The following is a 16499-nucleotide window of genomic DNA, read 5'->3' on the forward strand; positions in this document are numbered from 1 at the left end:
TTCAATACTTCCTTAGAGGTATGGAAACACCGCTTTTCCAATCTCCTTGACTGTTGCGGTTGTATGTTTCAATACTTCCTTAGAGGTATGGAAACACGTATTTTTCGATTTCTGCACGTGGAATGTACGCTCCGTTTCAATACTTCCTTAGAGGTATGGAAACTCCAGAAGCTGTTTCGCCGGCAGGTAGCACTCTTCTTGTTTCAATACTTCCTTAGAGGTATGGAAACACAGATGAACAAGCAGTGAGGGTAGCGTACGCTAAACGTTTCAATACTTCCTTAGAGGTATGGAAACAGTATGTGACGATTAAAAGTGTGATTAAAAGAAAAAGTTTCAATACTTCCTTAGAGGTATGGAAACGCGTGTTCAACGGTAAAGCTGTCGTCAAAGACTGCTGTTTCAATACTTCCTTAGAGGTATGGAAACATTTCAATTCTTTTTTCATCCATACTCTCACCTCCGTTTCAATACTTCCTTAGAGGTATGGAAACTCACTAATCAAGTGAGTTCGCGTGGGTTATCAGGGGTAAAATAAAAAAGCAGGGGAAAATTCCCCTGCTTTCTTTTTCTTGTGAATTTCTCAAATACTCCAGATCTCTTCGAAAGAATGTGGAGTCTCACAGTATTCACATATGAACTGTCCCTTTTCGTCTCTCACGAAAGAAGGTGAGGCGTTTTCACCGTGTGCGGGATTGGTGATACAGTTCTCGTTCTTGCACCGAAGTTCCTCGAATCCATAGATCGTAGGTGGAAGTTTTATTCTGTATTTTTCAACAACGGTGCTGTTTTTTATGATGTTGACCGTGGTGTTTGGAGAGATTGCCGCGAGTTTCTTTATTTCTCTCTTGGAAAGATAGCGATCTGGCAGACTGATGTAACCCTTGAAGCTTCCATCGCTTGACCGGAAAATACCATCCGCACTGTCCACATCGTAGAGTTTCAAAATCTTTCTTATCTTCACAATTGTTGAGTAGATTTCTTCCGGTGTCTTTCCTTTGGCTACGTGGTCTATCACCGTTCCATTTTCGATGGGTTTTATACCTCTCTTTCCTTCCTTTTGAACACCCTTTGATCCATGCGTGATGGGAGCGGGGATTATGAAGTCTTCTTCTGGCTTTTCATCTTTTCTCGAAGTATCGAAAGGCGCTTCCAGTGCTCCACCGAACATAGAAAGAAGAACGATTCTCACCCAGTAGCCGTTTCTTGCCTGTGTCTCCCATCCGTTCAGAGGGAGTGTGTCCAGAAAATTCGGTATCGTCGGATAAACCTTGTGTCTTGGAAGCGGATGGTAGAACTTCACCCTTTCTGGCAACGCGTCCAGATACTCTCTTTTGAACGTGACCGCCTCTCTCAGAATATGGACTTTCTCAAGGATGTCCTCTCCCATTCTTTCAAGCTGAAGCCGTGTGAAGTACCAGATCCTGGCCACATCTTTCTGGCCGAGATACTCTCTGATCGAAGAGAAGATTCTGACCTCGAAACCGTTCTTTTTCATCTTTTCGATGTAGTGATCGGGCATCATGAGTTCTTCCGGTGCCACAAGATCCACTTTCACATTTTTGAATATCTTCAAGCCGTTCACCTTGGAGTGAACCGTTCGGCCGTGAAGTAGGTCACCAACGAGTGCCACGTGTATGAAAGAGTTGTCGAAACTGTTCTGTTCGAGGAAGGTGTATTCATCCAGAAGTTCCTGCGTTGGATGCTCATGCTTCCCGTCGCCCGCGTTTATGAAAGAGGGTATTTCTATACCGTTTCTGTTCGCAAACTCTGATATCCTTCTTTCCAAGAGCCTGCAGACTCCTTCGAGTCTTGTTCTCACGATGAATATGGAGTAGTCGCTGTAGCTTGTGAGCATGGAGAAGGTGTCCGTGTAGCTCTCCTGTTTGTTAAAAGAGGAATGTTCCGAATCGAAAACGTTCACCTTTACGTTCGGGCCTGAGTGAAACTTTGCAGCGTTTATGAAGGATTCTTTCGTCCTCGTACTGGGTTCGACGAAAACAATGTATATTCCAACGTTTCTTTTCTTTATCCTGAAATCCGATACATCATCTCCGCTGTACCATCTTTGTTTGAGCTCCCTGGTTTTCTCATAGAGGAACATCTGCTCCTCCACACTCAGATCTTCTATGACTGCGAGGGTTCTGCCGAGAAAATCCCGTTTCATTCACGATACCCCCTTTAGACAAAAAAATATCGCACCTAACGGTGCGATTTTCTTACAGAGTATTTGAGAAAAAGTGTGCCTCTTTCGTTCAAACACCTCATTTCTAAGAGTTTCAAAGGAAAGTGACCTTCAAATTCATCGAAAAAAGGTATTCCCCTTCCGAACACGTACGGTTCGACGGTGACGAAAAGCTCATCTACCAGTTTTTCTCTCAAAAATTCCGTGAACACGGTTTTTCCTCCTATGACAGCCACCCTTTCGTAGCCTTTTCCTTCGAGGAATTTTACCACATCCCCAGGTGTACCGTTGAAAAAAACGAGTGAAGAATCGTTAGAAGTTATAGGCCTTCTCGTCAAAACAACATTCAGCCTCTCTGGAAGAGGTCTTCCTATTTCCTCGAAGGTGACCCTTCCCATCACAACGTTTCCAATTTCTGTGGTGATCTCTCTGAAATTTTTTCTGTCTTCGAGAGAGTTCCAGCCTTCAACAGAGGAGGCTATCTTTCCAGAGATGTCAATCGCAAGAACGAAAATCACTTTTGCCACGGGTTCCATTCCCCTGTGAGGTAAGAGTGAATGAACTGCGCCGCTTTCTTTCCAGCTCCCATGGCTTTTATCACCGTCGCAGCACCTGTCACGATGTCCCCACCTGCGAAGACACCTTTCACACTCGTTGCCCCTGTGTCCTCGTCTGCTTTGATGTACCCGCGCTCGTTCAGTTCCAAGTCTGGGAACTCAGAGAGAAGCACCCTGTTTGGACCCTGTCCTATGGCTTCTATCACCATGTCAACTTCGAGAACGAAATTGCTTCCCTCGATGGGAACGGGCCGTGGTCTTCCCGAACCGTCTGTTTCTCTAAGCTCCATCTTCACACATTCCATAGCTTTCACGTTTCCGTTGGCGTCCCCGATGTATCGTATCGGGAGGGTGAGCCACAGGAACTCGATCCCTTCTTCCAATGCATGATGATACTCCTCTCTTCTCGCGGGCATCTCGTGTTCTGTTCTCCTATAGACAATGTACACCTTGTCGGCTCCCAGTCTGAGTGCACTCCTTGCCGCATCCATAGCCGTGTTTCCGGCTCCTATCACAGCCACTTTCTTTCCCACACGAATGGGTGTGTCGTACTCAGGGAAGAGATAGGCTTTCATGAGATTGACTCTTGTGAGAAACTCGTTGGCGGAGTACACTCCGTTCAAATTCGTTCCTGGAATCCCCATGAACTTCGGTGTTCCCGCGCCGGTACCTATGAAGATAGCGTCGTACTTCGAAAGAAGCTCTTTCACCTTGACAGTTTTTCCAACGACCGTGTTGAGATAGAAGTTGACTCCGAGTCTCTTTATGTAGTTGACTTCTCTTTCGACGATCCTCTTTGGAAGACGAAACTCTGGAATTCCATATACGAGAACACCACCAGGTTTGTGAAAAGCTTCAAAGACGTCAACTTGGTATCCCATCTTTGCGAGGTCCGCTGCAGCTGTCAGTCCTGCGGGACCTGAACCAACGACGGCAACCTTTTCTTTCTTCGATCCGGCCAGAGGTTTCGCATCTTCTTCGAGGTTCTCAGCTGCCCAGTCCGCGACGAATCGCTCCAGCCTTCCGATCGCAACGGGTTCGCTGTCTTTCATCTTTCCCACGACACACCTCGACTCACACTGGACCTCCTGGGGACAGACCCTTCCACAGACCGCGGGAAGGTTGTTGTAAGTTTTGAGAATTCTGTAAGATTCCTCGAGTTTCCCTTCTTTGAGTTTCCTTATGAATCCGGGAATGTCGATTCCCACAGGACAGCCAGAGACACACGGATGTGTGGGGCACTGAAGACACCTCTGAGCTTCTGCCATTGCTTCTTCGAGTGTGTAGCCGAGTGCGACTTCTTCGAAGTTTTTTCTCCTCGATTCCGGTGATTGCTCTTTCATCGGAGTTTTTCTGTTTTTCATTCTGGTTCACCTGCCGTTTTTAGAAATCTTTCGTATGAGATCTTTTCCTGCTCTCTGTACTGTGCGAGCCTCTTCAGAAGCTCGTCCCAGTCCACTTCTTCCCCTCTGAACTCAGGGCCGTCCACACAGGCGAACTTGATCTGACCAGAAACGGTAACCCTGCAGGCACCACACATCCCCGTTCCGTCCACCATTATCGGGTTTAGAGAGACCCATATCGGAACTCCGAATTCTCTCGCCTTCAGCGTGCAGAATTTCATCATGATGGTGGGACCAACAGCCCAGCATATATCGAACTTTCTTTCTCTGAAGAGTTTATCCATCGCGTCCGTTACGACACCTTTCATTCCGGCGCTTCCGTCATCCGTCACAAGCAGAACATCAGATATTTCTTCGAATTCATCCACCATGATCAAGTAGTCCTTCGTTCTTGCACCGAGAACGGTTGTGATGTTGTTCCCCGCTTCTTTCAGTGCTTTCGCTATGGGATAGAGCGTCGCTATTCCCACTCCTCCACCCACGAGCAGGACGTTCCCGTAGTTTTCGATATCACTCGGATTTCCAAGGGGACCCACCACATCGAGAATGGTGTCCCCTTCTTTCTTCAGAGAAAGCTCGTGAGTGGTTTTCCCAACGACCTTTACGACCATCCTGAACAATCCTTCCTCGGGCCTTGTGTCGGCCACTGTTAGAGGGATTCGCTCCCCCTTTTCATGGAGCCTGATCACAACGAACTGACCTGGTCTTGCTTCTTTCGAAACAGAGGGTGAATGAATCCAGAAATCGAACACGTCTTCTGCGATTTTCGCCTTCTTAACGATCTCGTTCAAAGCTGTCCCCCCTATTCTCACCGTTGATCACCAGAATTTCGTCGCAGAGTTCTTCAATGTCCTCCCTTATGTGAGAAGATATTATCACCGTGATTCCTTCTTCTTTGAGTCGTTTGAGTTTACTTCTGACGATGCTGGCAGATTCAACATCGAGACCACTGGTCGGCTCGTCGAGAATCAGAAGTTCAGGGTTTCCAGAGAGGGCCACCGCGAGAGCTGTTCTCTGTTTCACACCCTTTGAAGCGTTTCGAACAAGGGTTCCCATGAAAGGCTCCAGCATGAGCTCAGAGACAATGAAGCTTTCCATTTCCACCCCTCTGAGTCTGGAGAAGAAAAGAAGATTCTCACGAACGGTGAGTTCTTCAAGCAGAGCGGGAAACTCTGGAACGAAGGCTATTCTCTTTCGAATGTACGACAGGTCTTTCAGTGCGTCTTTTTCGAAGAGAAAGAGTCTCCCTTCGTCCGGTTTCAGAATGGTGGCGAGTATCTTCAAAAGAGTGGTCTTCCCCGCAGAATTCTGTCCAACAATACCGAGAGATTTCCCTTTCTCGAGAGAAAACGAAACTCCCTCCAGAACCTTCTTTTTCCCGTAGGATTTTTTCAGTCTTTCTGCAACTACAACTATAATCCCAGCTCCTTTCTTTCTTCATCGGTAACATACTTAGAAAGCTCCGGCTTTCTGTACAGAATCATCTCAACTGCCCTTCTGAAGAACTCCTTTTGGTCTTCTGAGAAATCATCACTCCTCAGGGCCTTCAAGAGGATTCTCAGAGATCTCTCCGTTGGAATGTTGGCGAGTACCATCGCCACCTGCTCGCAAAGTTCCTTTCTGTAGGCATCCTCGAACATCAGGTATTCCAGCTCTGGCAGGAAAACTTCTCCTTCTCCTATTTTAGCGAGTGCTTCGTATATGATGAGAAGCGCTTCTTCTGAGTCATACTTTTCCATGAGTTCGTATAGAACGCTTTTCATTCTTTTTTCACCGAGATCTCCGAGTATATCGATTATGTAGAGATTCGTGATATCGTTCTTCTCAAAACCCCTTTCCCTTCTCTTTTGAATTTCGTTGAAGAGGAACTCCCTTGCCCGGTCACCGAGCCTGTAGAACACTTCGGAGACGATTTCTTTCACTTCCGGGTCTTCGTCCTCCAGAAGCTCCAACAGTTTTGGAAACGCTCCCTCTCCTTTTTCCTTCACTATTCTCTCTATCAGTTCCTCTTTCTTTCTCCTTTCGTCACTCATTCACCACAACTCCTCCCATTATCCTCAGTTTCCTGTCGAAAGCCTCCGAGAACTCCCTGTCGTGCGTGATGAAAACGATCACTTTGTTCAATCTTTCGAGTTCTTTCAGAACGGAAGCGATCTTCTCTTTGTTCTCCGTATCGAGACTGGAAAACCCTTCATCGATGAAGAACGCGTCCAGCCTGCCGGATGCCACCTCCGCGAGGGACATGGCAAGAGATATGGAAATGAGAGCTCTTTCTCCACCGGAAAGTCCCCTCGCTGGTCTTTCGATGCCCCAATCTTTTATGATGAAACCACCTTTTTCGTCGTCAAAATCTATGTCGAACCTTCCATTCGTCAGAATGTCGAGATAAGCCCTCGTTCTTTTCAGGACCGCCTCAAGGACTCTCCCCGTGAAATATCTCGAGAAGTTGCTTTTATCGAACAGGTATTTCCTCAGAAGGTCCAGGTTGTTGTATTCACTGTTCAATTCTTCCAGTTTCTTTTCCAGACTCTTCAACTCTCGCTCTCTTCTGAGTGTCTCTTCGATGAGATGGTTGAGACGTCCTTCTTTTCTCTCAAGATCCGATATTTCCTGTGAAAGAAACTCCAGTTGACCTCGAACTCTTTTGTAGTCTTCGCTCACATCTTGTATGTTGTCCGATTCGAGTTCTCTCAAGCTTTCCTCGAGAAGTCTGATTTCTGTCTCCACAATTCCCAGCTCTTTTTCCACGTCCTTTACTTCCTCTTTGACGAGGATTCTGAAATCTTCAAAGCTGATCCCTATCTCCCTTAAACGATCGAAGAAATCACTTTTCAACCGGTCGATCTCTTCGCGCTGTTCTTTCAGAGTTTTCTTTTTAGTTTCAATCTCTCCCTTTATTTCTTCCAGCTGGTTTTCGATCTGCAAAAGTTGAACATCGGCCGCTGTGATCTTTTGGGAAATAGAATTTCTTTCTTCTTCTATTTTTCTGAGTTTTTTTCTCTTTTCATCCAGCTTTTCCTCCAGATCTTCCGAATAACCCAACCTGCGTAATTCTTCGTCGATTTTTTCGATCTGATTTTGAATACTCTCCAGATTTTTCCTCTCTTCTTCGATTTTCATCAGAATATCTTCTATGATGCCGGAAAGGCTTTTCTTTCTCTCATCCAAAACGTTTAGAGCGCTTTCCAGTTCGTTTCTTCTTTGCTCAAGGCTTTCAAATTCGTTAACGTTGAATTCAACGGCTTCCACCCCTCCATGGAACTCTCCACCGCATACAGGACAGATGTCACCTTCGTTCAAGCTGGAAGCTATCTGATATGCCAGCCATCTCATACGGTCTTTCCTCAGAGTTGAGAGTTCTTCGAGCAGTTTTTCCAGTTCATATTTCGTTTCTTTCTCTGTCTTTTCGATCGAAAGCAACTCTTTTTCTCTCTTCTCTTTTTCTTCGATGAGTCTTCTGATCTCTTCCTCGAGCCTTGCGAGGTTTTCTTTCAATCTTATTCTTTGCTCAAGAAGTGGTCGAGAGGACTTCAGAATTCTTTCAAGAAGATCAAACTCTTCGTTGAGCTTTTCTATTACCTCTTCTAGTTTGGAGAGCTTTTCCCTGTGAACAGGAATTTCTTTTGAGATCGCTTCTTTCTTCCTTTCAAGTTCTCTGTACCTCTTCTCCCAGCTGTTCAAATCCTGTGAGAGTCTCTCAAATTCTCTCTGCCTGAGATAGACTTCTCGAAAGAGCGGTTCCAGTTCCTTTGCTTTTTTCACCTTCCGTTCGTGGACCACTTCTTTTTGCAATTCGTTCTTTCTCAGAGAGAGCACTCTGAGCCTCTCTTTCTTTTTCACGAGTTCCTGATATTTTTCGAGGAGCTTTTTGAGTTGATCTTCTTCTACTTGGAGTTCCTCTCTTTTTTTGAGAAGTTCTTTCTTTTTCTCCGAGACGGTTTTCAACTCGCTTTTCAGAGCTTCCAGATCGTTCTCTTCCAGATACTTCCAGCTGGCAGTGTAGAGAGCTTGCAGGGAGGATATCTCGTTCTCCAGCTTTTTCATCTTCTCTTTGAGGAGTTTTTCAAGCTTTTCGAGTGTTTCTTTGCTTTGGAAAACATCGGAGATGATCTCGGTGATCTCCGATGGAGGGGAGGTCAGAAGTTTATCTATTTCTCCCTGTGGAAGAAAGACTGTTCTTATGAAGGTTCTGTGCTCTATTCCCAGAATTTTTTCCACTTCCTGTTTAACACCGGTGGGTTTTATAGCTATGGCCGCTTTTTTGCCGTTCTCCAGTATCTCAGAGAGTTTCGCGTTGTGCCTTCTTTCTGTAGCATTTATTTCCCTTATGATCTCGTATCTTTTCCCTCCGCGTTCGAATTGAAACACGAGACGGGCGGTTCCATCGGTGGCGTTCTTGTTCACGTAATCGTACGAGTTGGAATACCTTATCCCGTTTCCGAAAAGTGCGAAAGAAATGGCTTCAAAGAGAGACGACTTTCCGGCACCGTTCGGACCTTCCACAACCGTTATTCCGCTCTGGAATTCTATATCGACGTTTTTCAGTCCGAGAAAGTTTCTAACTATGAGTTTTTCAGGCCTCACTCTTTTTCACCTCATCGAGGAGCTCGTCAAGAATTTTCAACAGCTTTTCGTGGTTTTCCTCTCTCTTTTTCAAATATTCCTTGAAGAGCTCGAAATAATCCAGTCTATCCAGCTCTTCTTTGAATTCTTCCGGGTTCTCTCGAAGCACCTCTTCTATCTCTCTCCTCGACTTTCTTTCTATCTTCACCAGATTATCTATCTCTCCCATCAGGTCGGGAAGGATACCGGAGTCTTCTTCATAAATCACCCTCACATAACCGGGAAAATTCCCGCAGAAATCCTTTATACTTCTCAAAGCAGAGGTGTCTATCTTTTTGTAGTAGAGAGTTTTCAATGGAAGAGGCTCGGTGTCTATCCTTTCATATCTGGGGGGGTCTCCTCTTTTCAGCTCAACAAAGACCGCTCCCTTTTCGTCCGCTTCTTCACCGAAATCTATCCTTATGAGAGAACCAGGGTATATGGTGAGAGGTTGCTTCTGAACCTCTCGAAAACTATGAATGTGCCCGAGCGCAGCATAATCAACCACCGACGGAATCAACGCTCTGTTTATGATGACTTCTCTTCCTTGCTCGATTCCGGCGTAACCCGCGAGCCCTTCGACGGTGAAGTGACCAACGAAGATAGCGAATTCTTCTTTCTTCAGCGCTTCTTCGTAAAGTCTGCTGAGCCTGGATTCGAGGAAGAACCTGAAGTCTTCTTCTTTCTTTCTCAAAGCCTCTGACTCGTCAGGATATGGAAAGGGAAGAATTCTCACCTTCTGGCCCAGTTTAGCTTCTACATCCACAGGTTCGAAAGACATGACAAAGGTTATGTCACTCGAGATCGATGTTACGAAGTTTCCGAAAAGCTTCAGACCCTTCCAGTCGTGATTTCCTGGAAGTACAACCACGGGCGCTATTTTCATCATCCTTTTAAGGTAATCCAGAAGATCATGTAGAGCGACAACCGAAGGATTGTTCCTCGAGTGAAGAAGATCACCCGTTAAAAGAATCAGATCGACCTCTCTCTTTTCGGCTTCTTCAATCACTTTATCGAGCGACCTTTTCAGTTCTTCGCGTCGATCTACTGGGCGCGAACTAGTCCACGAAGTGACACCGAGATGCCAGTCGGATGTGTGGAGTATTCTGAGTTCTTTCAAATCAATCACCCGCCAGTTTCTTTCTGCATTCTTCCAGATAAAAACTGGCGATCTTCTTTATCTCCTCGTTGTCAGAAAGATTCAAGGCCTTCTCAAAGAAAACAAGAGCTTCTCCGTAGTTGGCTGTCTCGAACAGATTTTTTCCCTCGGCAATGAGAGACCTGGCCTTCTTTTCCTTCAGAAGCTCCATCCCTTCTATTTTCAAGCCCTCTTTCTTCACGTAGTCTTCAAAATTCTCATAATCGGAGAAAATGTAAAGCTCGTACGCCTTCAACGTTTTTTCCATACGGGTGAGCTTCACAGCAAGGTCCCTGTAGGAGAAATACGTGAGCATGAAAAGAACCGCGAAGACCGTTAAAATGATCACGTAGAATACGTCTCTCTTCACCTCACAATGGCCTCCCTGAGGACTTCCTGTATTTCGTCACAGTAGACGATCTCCATTCCGTTCAGGTATTCCTTCGGTATCTTTTCCACGTCCGGTCTGTTTCTTGAAGGAAGGATCACTTTTTTTATGCCGGCTCTCTTCGCCGCCAGCAGCTTCTCTCTTATACCTCCTACCGGAAGTATTTTACCCCTCAACGTGATCTCACCCGTCATGGCTACATCCCTTTTGACTTTTTTACCGGCGACGGCAGAGTACAAGGCCACTGTCATTGTTATGCCAGCGGAAGGACCATCTTTTGGAACTGCTCCCTCCGGAACGTGGATGTGGATGTCGTTCTTCTCGAAAACTTCTCTGCATTCTTCTCCACACATCTTTCTGACCACACTGAGGGCTATTCTGGCCGATTCTTTCATCACATCACCCATGTTTCCCGTTAAAATGAGATTGCCTTTTCCAGGGAGCAACAAACTCTCCACGATGAGAACACTTCCACCAATCGGAGTCCAGGCAAGACCTGTGACCGCCCCCATCGTGTCTTCTTCCAAGATTTCCTCTTCTTTGAAAACAGGCGGTCCGAGCAACTCTTCAACATCTTTAGTGGTTATTTTGAAAGACTTCTTCTCATTCTTCACAAGACTCTTTCTTATCACCTTTTCTATAACTCGTTCGAGATTTCTCACACCAGCCTCTTTTGTGTATTCTCTGATGATCTTTTTGATCGCTCCTGAAGAAAATTCCACCTTTGATAGATTGTAAGACATGGCAATCTTCGGTATTATGTAATCCTTGGCTATGTGATACTTCTCTGGATCTGAATATCCGGGTATCTCTATGATCTCCATCCTGTCCCTCAACGCGGGAGGAATGGTGTGGAGCACGTTCGCAGTTGTGATGAACAGCACCTGGGAGAGATCGAAGGGTACTTCGAGATAGTGGTCGACGAAATCCTTGTTCTGTTCGGGATCGAGAACTTCGAGCAAAGCAGATGCCGGATCGCCCTGAAAACTGATCCCCATCTTGTCCACTTCATCGAGCAAAATAACAGGATTCTTTGTTCCCATCCTTCTTATGATCTGTATTATCCTTCCAGGAAGCGCACCCACGTAAGTGCGTCTGTGCCCCTTTATCTCAGCCTCGTCTCGGAGGCCTCCAAGGGACATTCTTCCAAACTTTCTTCCCATCGCCTCCGCTATGGTTCTGCCGAGCGATGTCTTCCCTACCCCTGGAGGTCCCACAAGGCAGAGAATGGGAGCTTTGAGGTTCTTCGAAAACTTCCTGGCCACAAGATACTCCAGTATTCTTTCCTTGACCTCTTCGAGTCCGTAATGATTCTTGTCCAAGATCTTCCTCGCTTCTTTTATATCGAGCCTATCCTCGGTGGTTACGTTCCAGGGAAGATTCAGAAGCCAGTCAAGATAGGTTCTGACAACCGTCGCTTCGGCACTGTAGGGTGACATCTTCTCGAGCCTCTGAATTTCTTTGTAGGCCTTTTCTTTAACGTAGTCCGGGTAATCTCCTTTTTCCACCTTTTCGTAGAACTCTTTGATCTCCAGTTCCTCTTCTGCTCCGAGTTCCTCTTTTATAGCCCTTAGCTTTTCTCGGAGTACGTATTCTCTCTGGGTTTTCTCTATTCTATCCTTCACCTTTTTCTCAATTTCTTCTTCTATCTCGAGTATCTCGATTTCTTTCACCAGTATCGATAGTATCTTCTCGAGACGTTCGAGTGGATGGACTGTTTCGAGGAGTTCCTGCTTCGTCTCCAGAGGAACGGGAAGAATCGAAGCAACGAAGTCTGCCAGTTTGTCCGGATCCTGCATTTCTTTCAGGGTAACGAGTGTCTCCTGAGGAAACCTGTGGGTCAGGTTGAAATACCTGATTGCCTTGTCTTTGACACTCCTCATGAGTGCTTCGAGTTTCTTTGTTTTTCTGTATTTCACCTTCAGTATCTTTATCTTCGTGAGGAAGAACGGATCAGTCGAGATGAATACTTCTATCTGTGCTCTCTCCAGCCCTTCCACGAGCACCTTGAACGTGTCATCTGGGAGTTTCATTATCTGAAGAACCTTCACAACCGTTCCTACCTTGTAGAGGTCTTCCGGCTCTGGTGTTTCAACAGATGGATCTTTCTGATTTACCACAAAAAGAAGCCTGTTGTACTTTTCCATAGCTTCTTCGAGCGCTATGAGGGAACCCGTCCTTCCCACGTAGAAGGGAACAACGGTGTTCGGAAAGACACCCATCCCGTTTCTCAAGGGAATACACGGCAAGCCATCGGGTATCTCCAGCTCTTTTTCCTGCTGATTGGCGTACTTCTCAAGTATTTTGAAGCTCTTTTCGGTATCTTTCGATTTTCTCGGCAAGAAAGTTCACCTCCTCAGGTATGAGGATCTCCACGTTTCTGTGACTCTCGTCCGCTATCTCTATCTTCACCTTTATCGAGTCTTCAGGCCAGAATTCTTCGAACAGATCTCCCCACTCTACCACCATGATTCCGTCTTCGTCCTCCAGTATGTCTTCAACATCGAGGTTGAGAAAGTCTGTACCCTGAAGTCTGTAAAGATCGAGGTGGTATATTGTCTTCAAACCCGGATAAACGTTCATAAGGGTAAAAGTGGGGCTCTTCACTATTTTTTCATCGAGGCCTATCGCTCTGATCATACCCTTCACAAACGTTGTTTTTCCGGCTCCAAGATTTCCGGAGAGTATAACCACCTCTCTACCTTCAAGATTCTCGGTGAGAATTTTTGCGAGCCTTTTCAACTGTTCTTCGCTCAAATTTTCAAATCGCAAATGTTTCATTTTCTGTTCCTCCACAGTGTTGTACAATACATACTGAATCCCTCCGGAAGGAGACACATCGAATGGTATACGTAGGAACGAGTGGTTTTTCCTTTGAAGACTGGAAAGGAGTGGTATACCCTGAACACCTGAAACCTTCCCAATTCCTGAAATACTACTGGGCGGTACTCGGATTCAGAATCGTGGAACTCAACTTCACCTATTACACACAACCATCGTGGCGCTCTTTTGTTCAGATGTTGAGAAAGACCCCTCCCGATTTCTATTTTACCGTAAAGACACCAGCAAGCGTCACGCACGTTCTCTGGAAAGAGGAAAAAGATCCTAAAGAGGACATGGAAAACTTTACACGTCAAATAGAACCTCTAATAGAAGAACAAAGACTAAAGATGACTTTAGCACAGTTTCCATTCTCTTTCAAATTCTCCAGAAAAAACATGGAATATCTTGAAAAATTGAGAGAAAGCTACCCGTACGAACTCGCTGTGGAATTCAGACACTACTCTTGGAATAAAAAAGAAACATACGAATTCTTGAGAAATCATGGTATAACCTTTGTGGTGGTGGACGAACCGAAACTTTCCGGATTGTTCCCCTATCGTCCCATCACAACGACTGATTACGCTTACTTCAGATTCCATGGAAGGAACGAAAGGTGGTTCGAAGCCGAAGGTGAAGAAAGGTACGATTATTTCTACAGTGAAGAAGAATTGAAAACTCTTTTTGAAGATGTCGTAGAACTTTCCCGAAGAGTGAAGGAAACCTACGTTTTCTTCAACAACTGTTACAAAGGTCAGGCAGCAATAAACGCTTTGCAATTCAAGAAGATGCTGGAGGAGAGAGTGTGAGCGTTCTGGACGAGATTCTAAGTGTCCTCGAAGAAACCCAGGAAGATCTCTTTGATCTCGTTGGAAAACACATACACCAGCTCAGAAGGAAGTACTCAGACGATGAAATAAACGAAGCTCTCCGAATGATATTGTTTGCCATGGAAATTTCTCAAAAACCCATAATTCACCGTGTTTTCGAGGATTATCCGAGAGAAAAAAGGGTTTTTGTGGAGGAAGATCTGACCAGAGAGGAAATGGAACTCTTTCTGAAAGGGGAAATGAGCGAGCTCGATCTTGAAGAGAGAAACTGGTTTTAAGAGGTGAAAGCATGAGAGCCCTCGTTCTCGCAGCGGGAAAAGGTACAAGGATGAAATCAAAGATTCCCAAAGTGCTACACCCACTCTCTGGAAAGCCCATGATAGAGTGGGTGGTTGAAACAGCCGGGAAAATAGCGCAGAAGGTCGGTGTTGTACTCGGTTTTGAAGCGGAAATGGTTAGAAAAAATCTTCCAGAGTGGGTGGATGTCTTCGTTCAGGAAGAGCAGTTGGGCACCGCACACGCTGTGATGTGTGCAAAAGATTTCATCGAACCAGGAGATGACGTTTTGATTCTCTACGGAGACGTTCCTCTCATAAGTGAAAACACTTTGAGAAGAATGATCGAAGAGCACAGAAAAGGTGCAGACGTGACCATCTTAGTGGCTGATCTCGAAGACCCATCCGGGTACGGTAGAGTTATACAGGATGGAAGCAAATACAGAATAATAGAAGACGCAGACTTGCCAGAGGAACTGAAAGGTGTAACCACGATCAACACCGGATTTTACGTGTTCTCCGGTGATTTTCTTTTAAAAGTACTCCCGGAGATAAAAAACGAGAACGCAAAGGGGGAGTACTACCTCACAGATGCAGTTAATCTTGCCGAAAAAGTGAAGGTTGTAAAAACTGATGACCTGCTTGAAATAACCGGAGTGAACACCAGAAAAACCCTTGTTTGGCTCGAGGAACAGCTCAGGATGAGGAAAATAGAAGAGCTCTTAGAGAACGGTGTTACCATCATAGATCCGGCCACCACTTACATTCACTACTCTGTCGAAATCGGCATGGACACCGTCATTCACCCTATGACTTTCATAGAAGGCAGGACTCGTGTGGGAGAAAACTGCGAGATAGGACCTATGACAAGAATAGTTGATTGTGAGATAGGAAACAACGTGAAGATCACAAGATCTGAATGCTTCATGAGTGTGATAGAAGACGATGTCTCCGTTGGTCCGTTTGCAAGGTTGAGAGAAGGAACGATTTTGAAGAAATCTTCAAAAATTGGAAACTTTGTTGAAATCAAAAAAAGTACAATTGGAGAGGGGACAAAAGCTCAACACCTCAGTTACATAGGGGACGCGTTCGTCGGAAAGAATGTAAACATAGGCGCAGGAACAATCACCTGTAATTACGATGGCAAGAAAAAGAATCCCACTTTCATTGAAGATGGAGCCTTCATAGGAAGCAACTCGTCTCTGGTGGCACCCGTTCGTATTGGGAAAGGAGCTTTGATAGGAGCGGGATCGGTGATAACAGAGGACGTTCCACCGTATTCCCTTGGTCTGGGTAGAGCAAGGCAGGTTGTGAAAGAAGGTTGGGCATTGAAGAAGAGAAAGGAGGAATGATATGTCTTTCTCAAACGAAATGAAAATTTTTTCTGGAAACGCCAACAGACCTCTGGCCGAGAAGATAGCGAATTACCTGAATCTTCAACTCGGTGACTGTGAGGTTGGAAGATTCGCCGATGGAGAGATAAACGTCCGTATAAACGAAACGGTGAGGGGACACGATATCTTTCTCATTCAGCCCACCTCACCTCCGGTGAACGAAAACCTCATGGAACTTCTCATAATGATCGATGCGTTCAAACGAGCATCAGCCAACACCATCGCTGTCGTGATCCCTTACTACGGATACGCAAGACAGGACAGGAAGGCAAAGGGAAGAGATCCCATCAGTGCCAAGTTGGTTGCAAACCTCATCACTGTGGCTGGAGCGACCCGCGTTCTGACGGTGGATCTCCACGCGGAACAGATACAGGGGTTCTTTGACATTCCCGTTGACAATCTCTGGAGCTATCCCGTCTTCGCAGAGGAACTTCTCAAAAGAGAAAACATCGTTCCTGAAGAAACTGTGGTTGTTTCACCTGACGTGGGTGGTGTGAGAAGGGCAAGGAGAATGGCTGAAAGATTGAAAACCTCTCTTGCGATTCTCGATAAACGAAGGCCGAGTGATAACGTTGCGGAAGTGGTCAACATAATAGGAGAGGTTAAGGATAAAGTGGTTATCATGTTCGATGATATAATAGATACTGCTCACTCTATAGTGAAGGGTGCAGAGGCTCTGAAAAATGCAGGCGCAAAGAAGATCATAGCATGTGCAACACACGGCGTCTTCTCCAATAGAGCCTTGGAGAGGATAGAAAATTCCTCGATAGACACCGTGTATATAACCGACACGATATATCATGAAGATCTTCCAGAAAAGGTTAAGGTGATCTCGGTAGCGAATCTCATAGGAGAAGCCATCATGCGAATAAGGAAACATCTGTCTGTGAGCACACTCTTCAGATGA

At 45.6% G+C, this 16499-nt stretch carries 15 protein-coding genes and 1 CRISPR repeat array (1 of these 16 only partly in view); of the genes, 4 read left to right on the top strand and 11 right to left on the bottom strand.

The window, feature by feature from the left end; all coding sequences use genetic code 11:
- Positions 1-494: direct repeats of the CRISPR family, unit length 30 nt; unit sequence GTTTCAATACTTCCTTAGAGGTATGGAAAC (it extends 734 nt beyond the left edge of the window).
- A gap of 89 nt (positions 495-583) precedes the next feature.
- Genes AS158_RS02045 through tsaE form a run of 11 tightly spaced genes read right to left on the bottom strand, consistent with a single transcriptional unit; the run spans position 584 to position 13054 of the window.
- Complete coding sequence (locus AS158_RS02045) at positions 584-2167, bottom strand: bifunctional aspartate carbamoyltransferase catalytic subunit/aspartate carbamoyltransferase regulatory subunit (RefSeq protein WP_038052797.1); 1584 nt, start codon at positions 2165-2167, stop codon at positions 584-586.
- Positions 2168-2202: 35 nt separating this feature from the next.
- Entirely contained in the window at positions 2203-2712 is a 510-nt protein-coding gene (folA, locus tag AS158_RS02050) for a dihydrofolate reductase (RefSeq protein WP_038052795.1), read from the bottom strand.
- Entirely contained in the window at positions 2700-4106 is a 1407-nt protein-coding gene (gltA, locus tag AS158_RS02055) for an NADPH-dependent glutamate synthase (protein WP_038052793.1), read from the bottom strand. Before gltA ends, folA begins: the two co-directional genes overlap by 13 nt.
- A complete protein-coding gene (locus AS158_RS02060; RefSeq protein WP_038052791.1) occupies positions 4103-4936 on the bottom strand; it encodes a sulfide/dihydroorotate dehydrogenase-like FAD/NAD-binding protein in 834 nt (277 codons plus the stop codon). The genes gltA and AS158_RS02060 overlap by 4 nt, the downstream gene beginning before the upstream one ends.
- Entirely contained in the window at positions 4920-5564 is a 645-nt protein-coding gene (locus AS158_RS02065; RefSeq protein ID WP_346774446.1) for an ABC transporter ATP-binding protein, read from the bottom strand. The genes AS158_RS02060 and AS158_RS02065 overlap by 17 nt, the downstream gene beginning before the upstream one ends.
- Complete coding sequence (locus AS158_RS02070) at positions 5558-6178, bottom strand: hypothetical protein (protein ID WP_038052787.1); 621 nt, start codon at positions 6176-6178, stop codon at positions 5558-5560. The genes AS158_RS02065 and AS158_RS02070 overlap by 7 nt, the downstream gene beginning before the upstream one ends.
- Positions 6171-8729 carry an SMC family ATPase gene (locus tag AS158_RS02075; RefSeq protein ID WP_038052785.1) on the bottom strand — a complete coding sequence of 853 codons (2559 nt, stop codon included), beginning with the start codon at positions 8727-8729 and terminating at the stop codon, positions 6171-6173. The genes AS158_RS02070 and AS158_RS02075 overlap by 8 nt, the downstream gene beginning before the upstream one ends.
- Positions 8719-9876, bottom strand: coding sequence for an exonuclease SbcCD subunit D (locus AS158_RS02080; RefSeq protein ID WP_156105042.1), 1158 nt, complete (start codon positions 9874-9876; stop codon positions 8719-8721). Before AS158_RS02080 ends, AS158_RS02075 begins: the two co-directional genes overlap by 11 nt.
- The gene (locus AS158_RS02085) at positions 9869-10255 is read right to left on the bottom strand and encodes a hypothetical protein (RefSeq protein WP_038052781.1); all 387 of its coding nucleotides are present in this window, start codon (positions 10253-10255) and stop codon (positions 9869-9871) included. The genes AS158_RS02080 and AS158_RS02085 overlap by 8 nt, the downstream gene beginning before the upstream one ends.
- Entirely contained in the window at positions 10252-12615 is a 2364-nt protein-coding gene (lon, locus tag AS158_RS02090; protein ID WP_038052776.1) for an endopeptidase La, read from the bottom strand. The genes AS158_RS02085 and lon overlap by 4 nt, the downstream gene beginning before the upstream one ends.
- Positions 12569-13054, bottom strand: coding sequence for a tRNA (adenosine(37)-N6)-threonylcarbamoyltransferase complex ATPase subunit type 1 TsaE (gene tsaE, locus AS158_RS02095; RefSeq protein WP_038052811.1), 486 nt, complete (start codon positions 13052-13054; stop codon positions 12569-12571). Before tsaE ends, lon begins: the two co-directional genes overlap by 47 nt.
- Before the next feature lie 62 nt (positions 13055-13116).
- Here tsaE and AS158_RS02100 point away from each other — a divergent pair, with 62 nt between their 5' ends.
- The 4 genes from AS158_RS02100 to AS158_RS02115 are packed head-to-tail and all read left to right on the top strand — an operon-like array spanning position 13117 to position 16499.
- The gene (locus AS158_RS02100; protein WP_038052773.1) at positions 13117-13902 is read left to right on the top strand and encodes a DUF72 domain-containing protein; all 786 of its coding nucleotides are present in this window, start codon (positions 13117-13119) and stop codon (positions 13900-13902) included.
- On the top strand, positions 13899-14201 hold the full coding sequence (locus AS158_RS02105; RefSeq protein ID WP_038052770.1) for a hypothetical protein: 303 nt from the start codon (positions 13899-13901) through the stop codon (positions 14199-14201). The genes AS158_RS02100 and AS158_RS02105 overlap by 4 nt, the downstream gene beginning before the upstream one ends.
- A gap of 11 nt (positions 14202-14212) precedes the next feature.
- Positions 14213-15550 carry a bifunctional UDP-N-acetylglucosamine diphosphorylase/glucosamine-1-phosphate N-acetyltransferase GlmU gene (gene glmU / locus AS158_RS02110; protein ID WP_038052764.1) on the top strand — a complete coding sequence of 446 codons (1338 nt, stop codon included), beginning with the start codon at positions 14213-14215 and terminating at the stop codon, positions 15548-15550.
- Between the two features lies 1 nt (position 15551).
- Positions 15552-16499 carry a ribose-phosphate pyrophosphokinase gene (locus AS158_RS02115; protein WP_038052762.1) on the top strand — a complete coding sequence of 316 codons (948 nt, stop codon included), beginning with the start codon at positions 15552-15554 and terminating at the stop codon, positions 16497-16499.

The sequence above is a fragment of the Thermotoga sp. 38H-to genome (genome assembly GCF_011057665.1).
Lineage (GTDB): Bacteria > Thermotogota > Thermotogae > Thermotogales > Thermotogaceae > Thermotoga.

Bases quoted from the DNA above. Each gene is read 5' to 3' on its own strand.
- AS158_RS02045 (WP_038052797.1), bottom strand. From the start codon at position 2,167: ATGAAACGGGATTTTCTCGGCAGAACCCTCGCAGTCATAGAAGATCTG.
- gltA (WP_038052793.1), bottom strand. From the start codon at position 4,106: ATGAAAAACAGAAAAACTCCGATGAAAGAGCAATCACCGGAATCGAGG.
- AS158_RS02070 (WP_038052787.1), bottom strand. From the start codon at position 6,178: ATGAGTGACGAAAGGAGAAAGAAAGAGGAACTGATAGAGAGAATAGTG.
- tsaE (WP_038052811.1), bottom strand. From the start codon at position 13,054: ATGAAACATTTGCGATTTGAAAATTTGAGCGAAGAACAGTTGAAAAGG.
- AS158_RS02100 (WP_038052773.1), top strand. From the start codon at position 13,117: ATGGTATACGTAGGAACGAGTGGTTTTTCCTTTGAAGACTGGAAAGGA.
- glmU (WP_038052764.1), top strand. From the start codon at position 14,213: ATGAGAGCCCTCGTTCTCGCAGCGGGAAAAGGTACAAGGATGAAATCA.
- AS158_RS02115 (WP_038052762.1), top strand. From the start codon at position 15,552: ATGTCTTTCTCAAACGAAATGAAAATTTTTTCTGGAAACGCCAACAGA.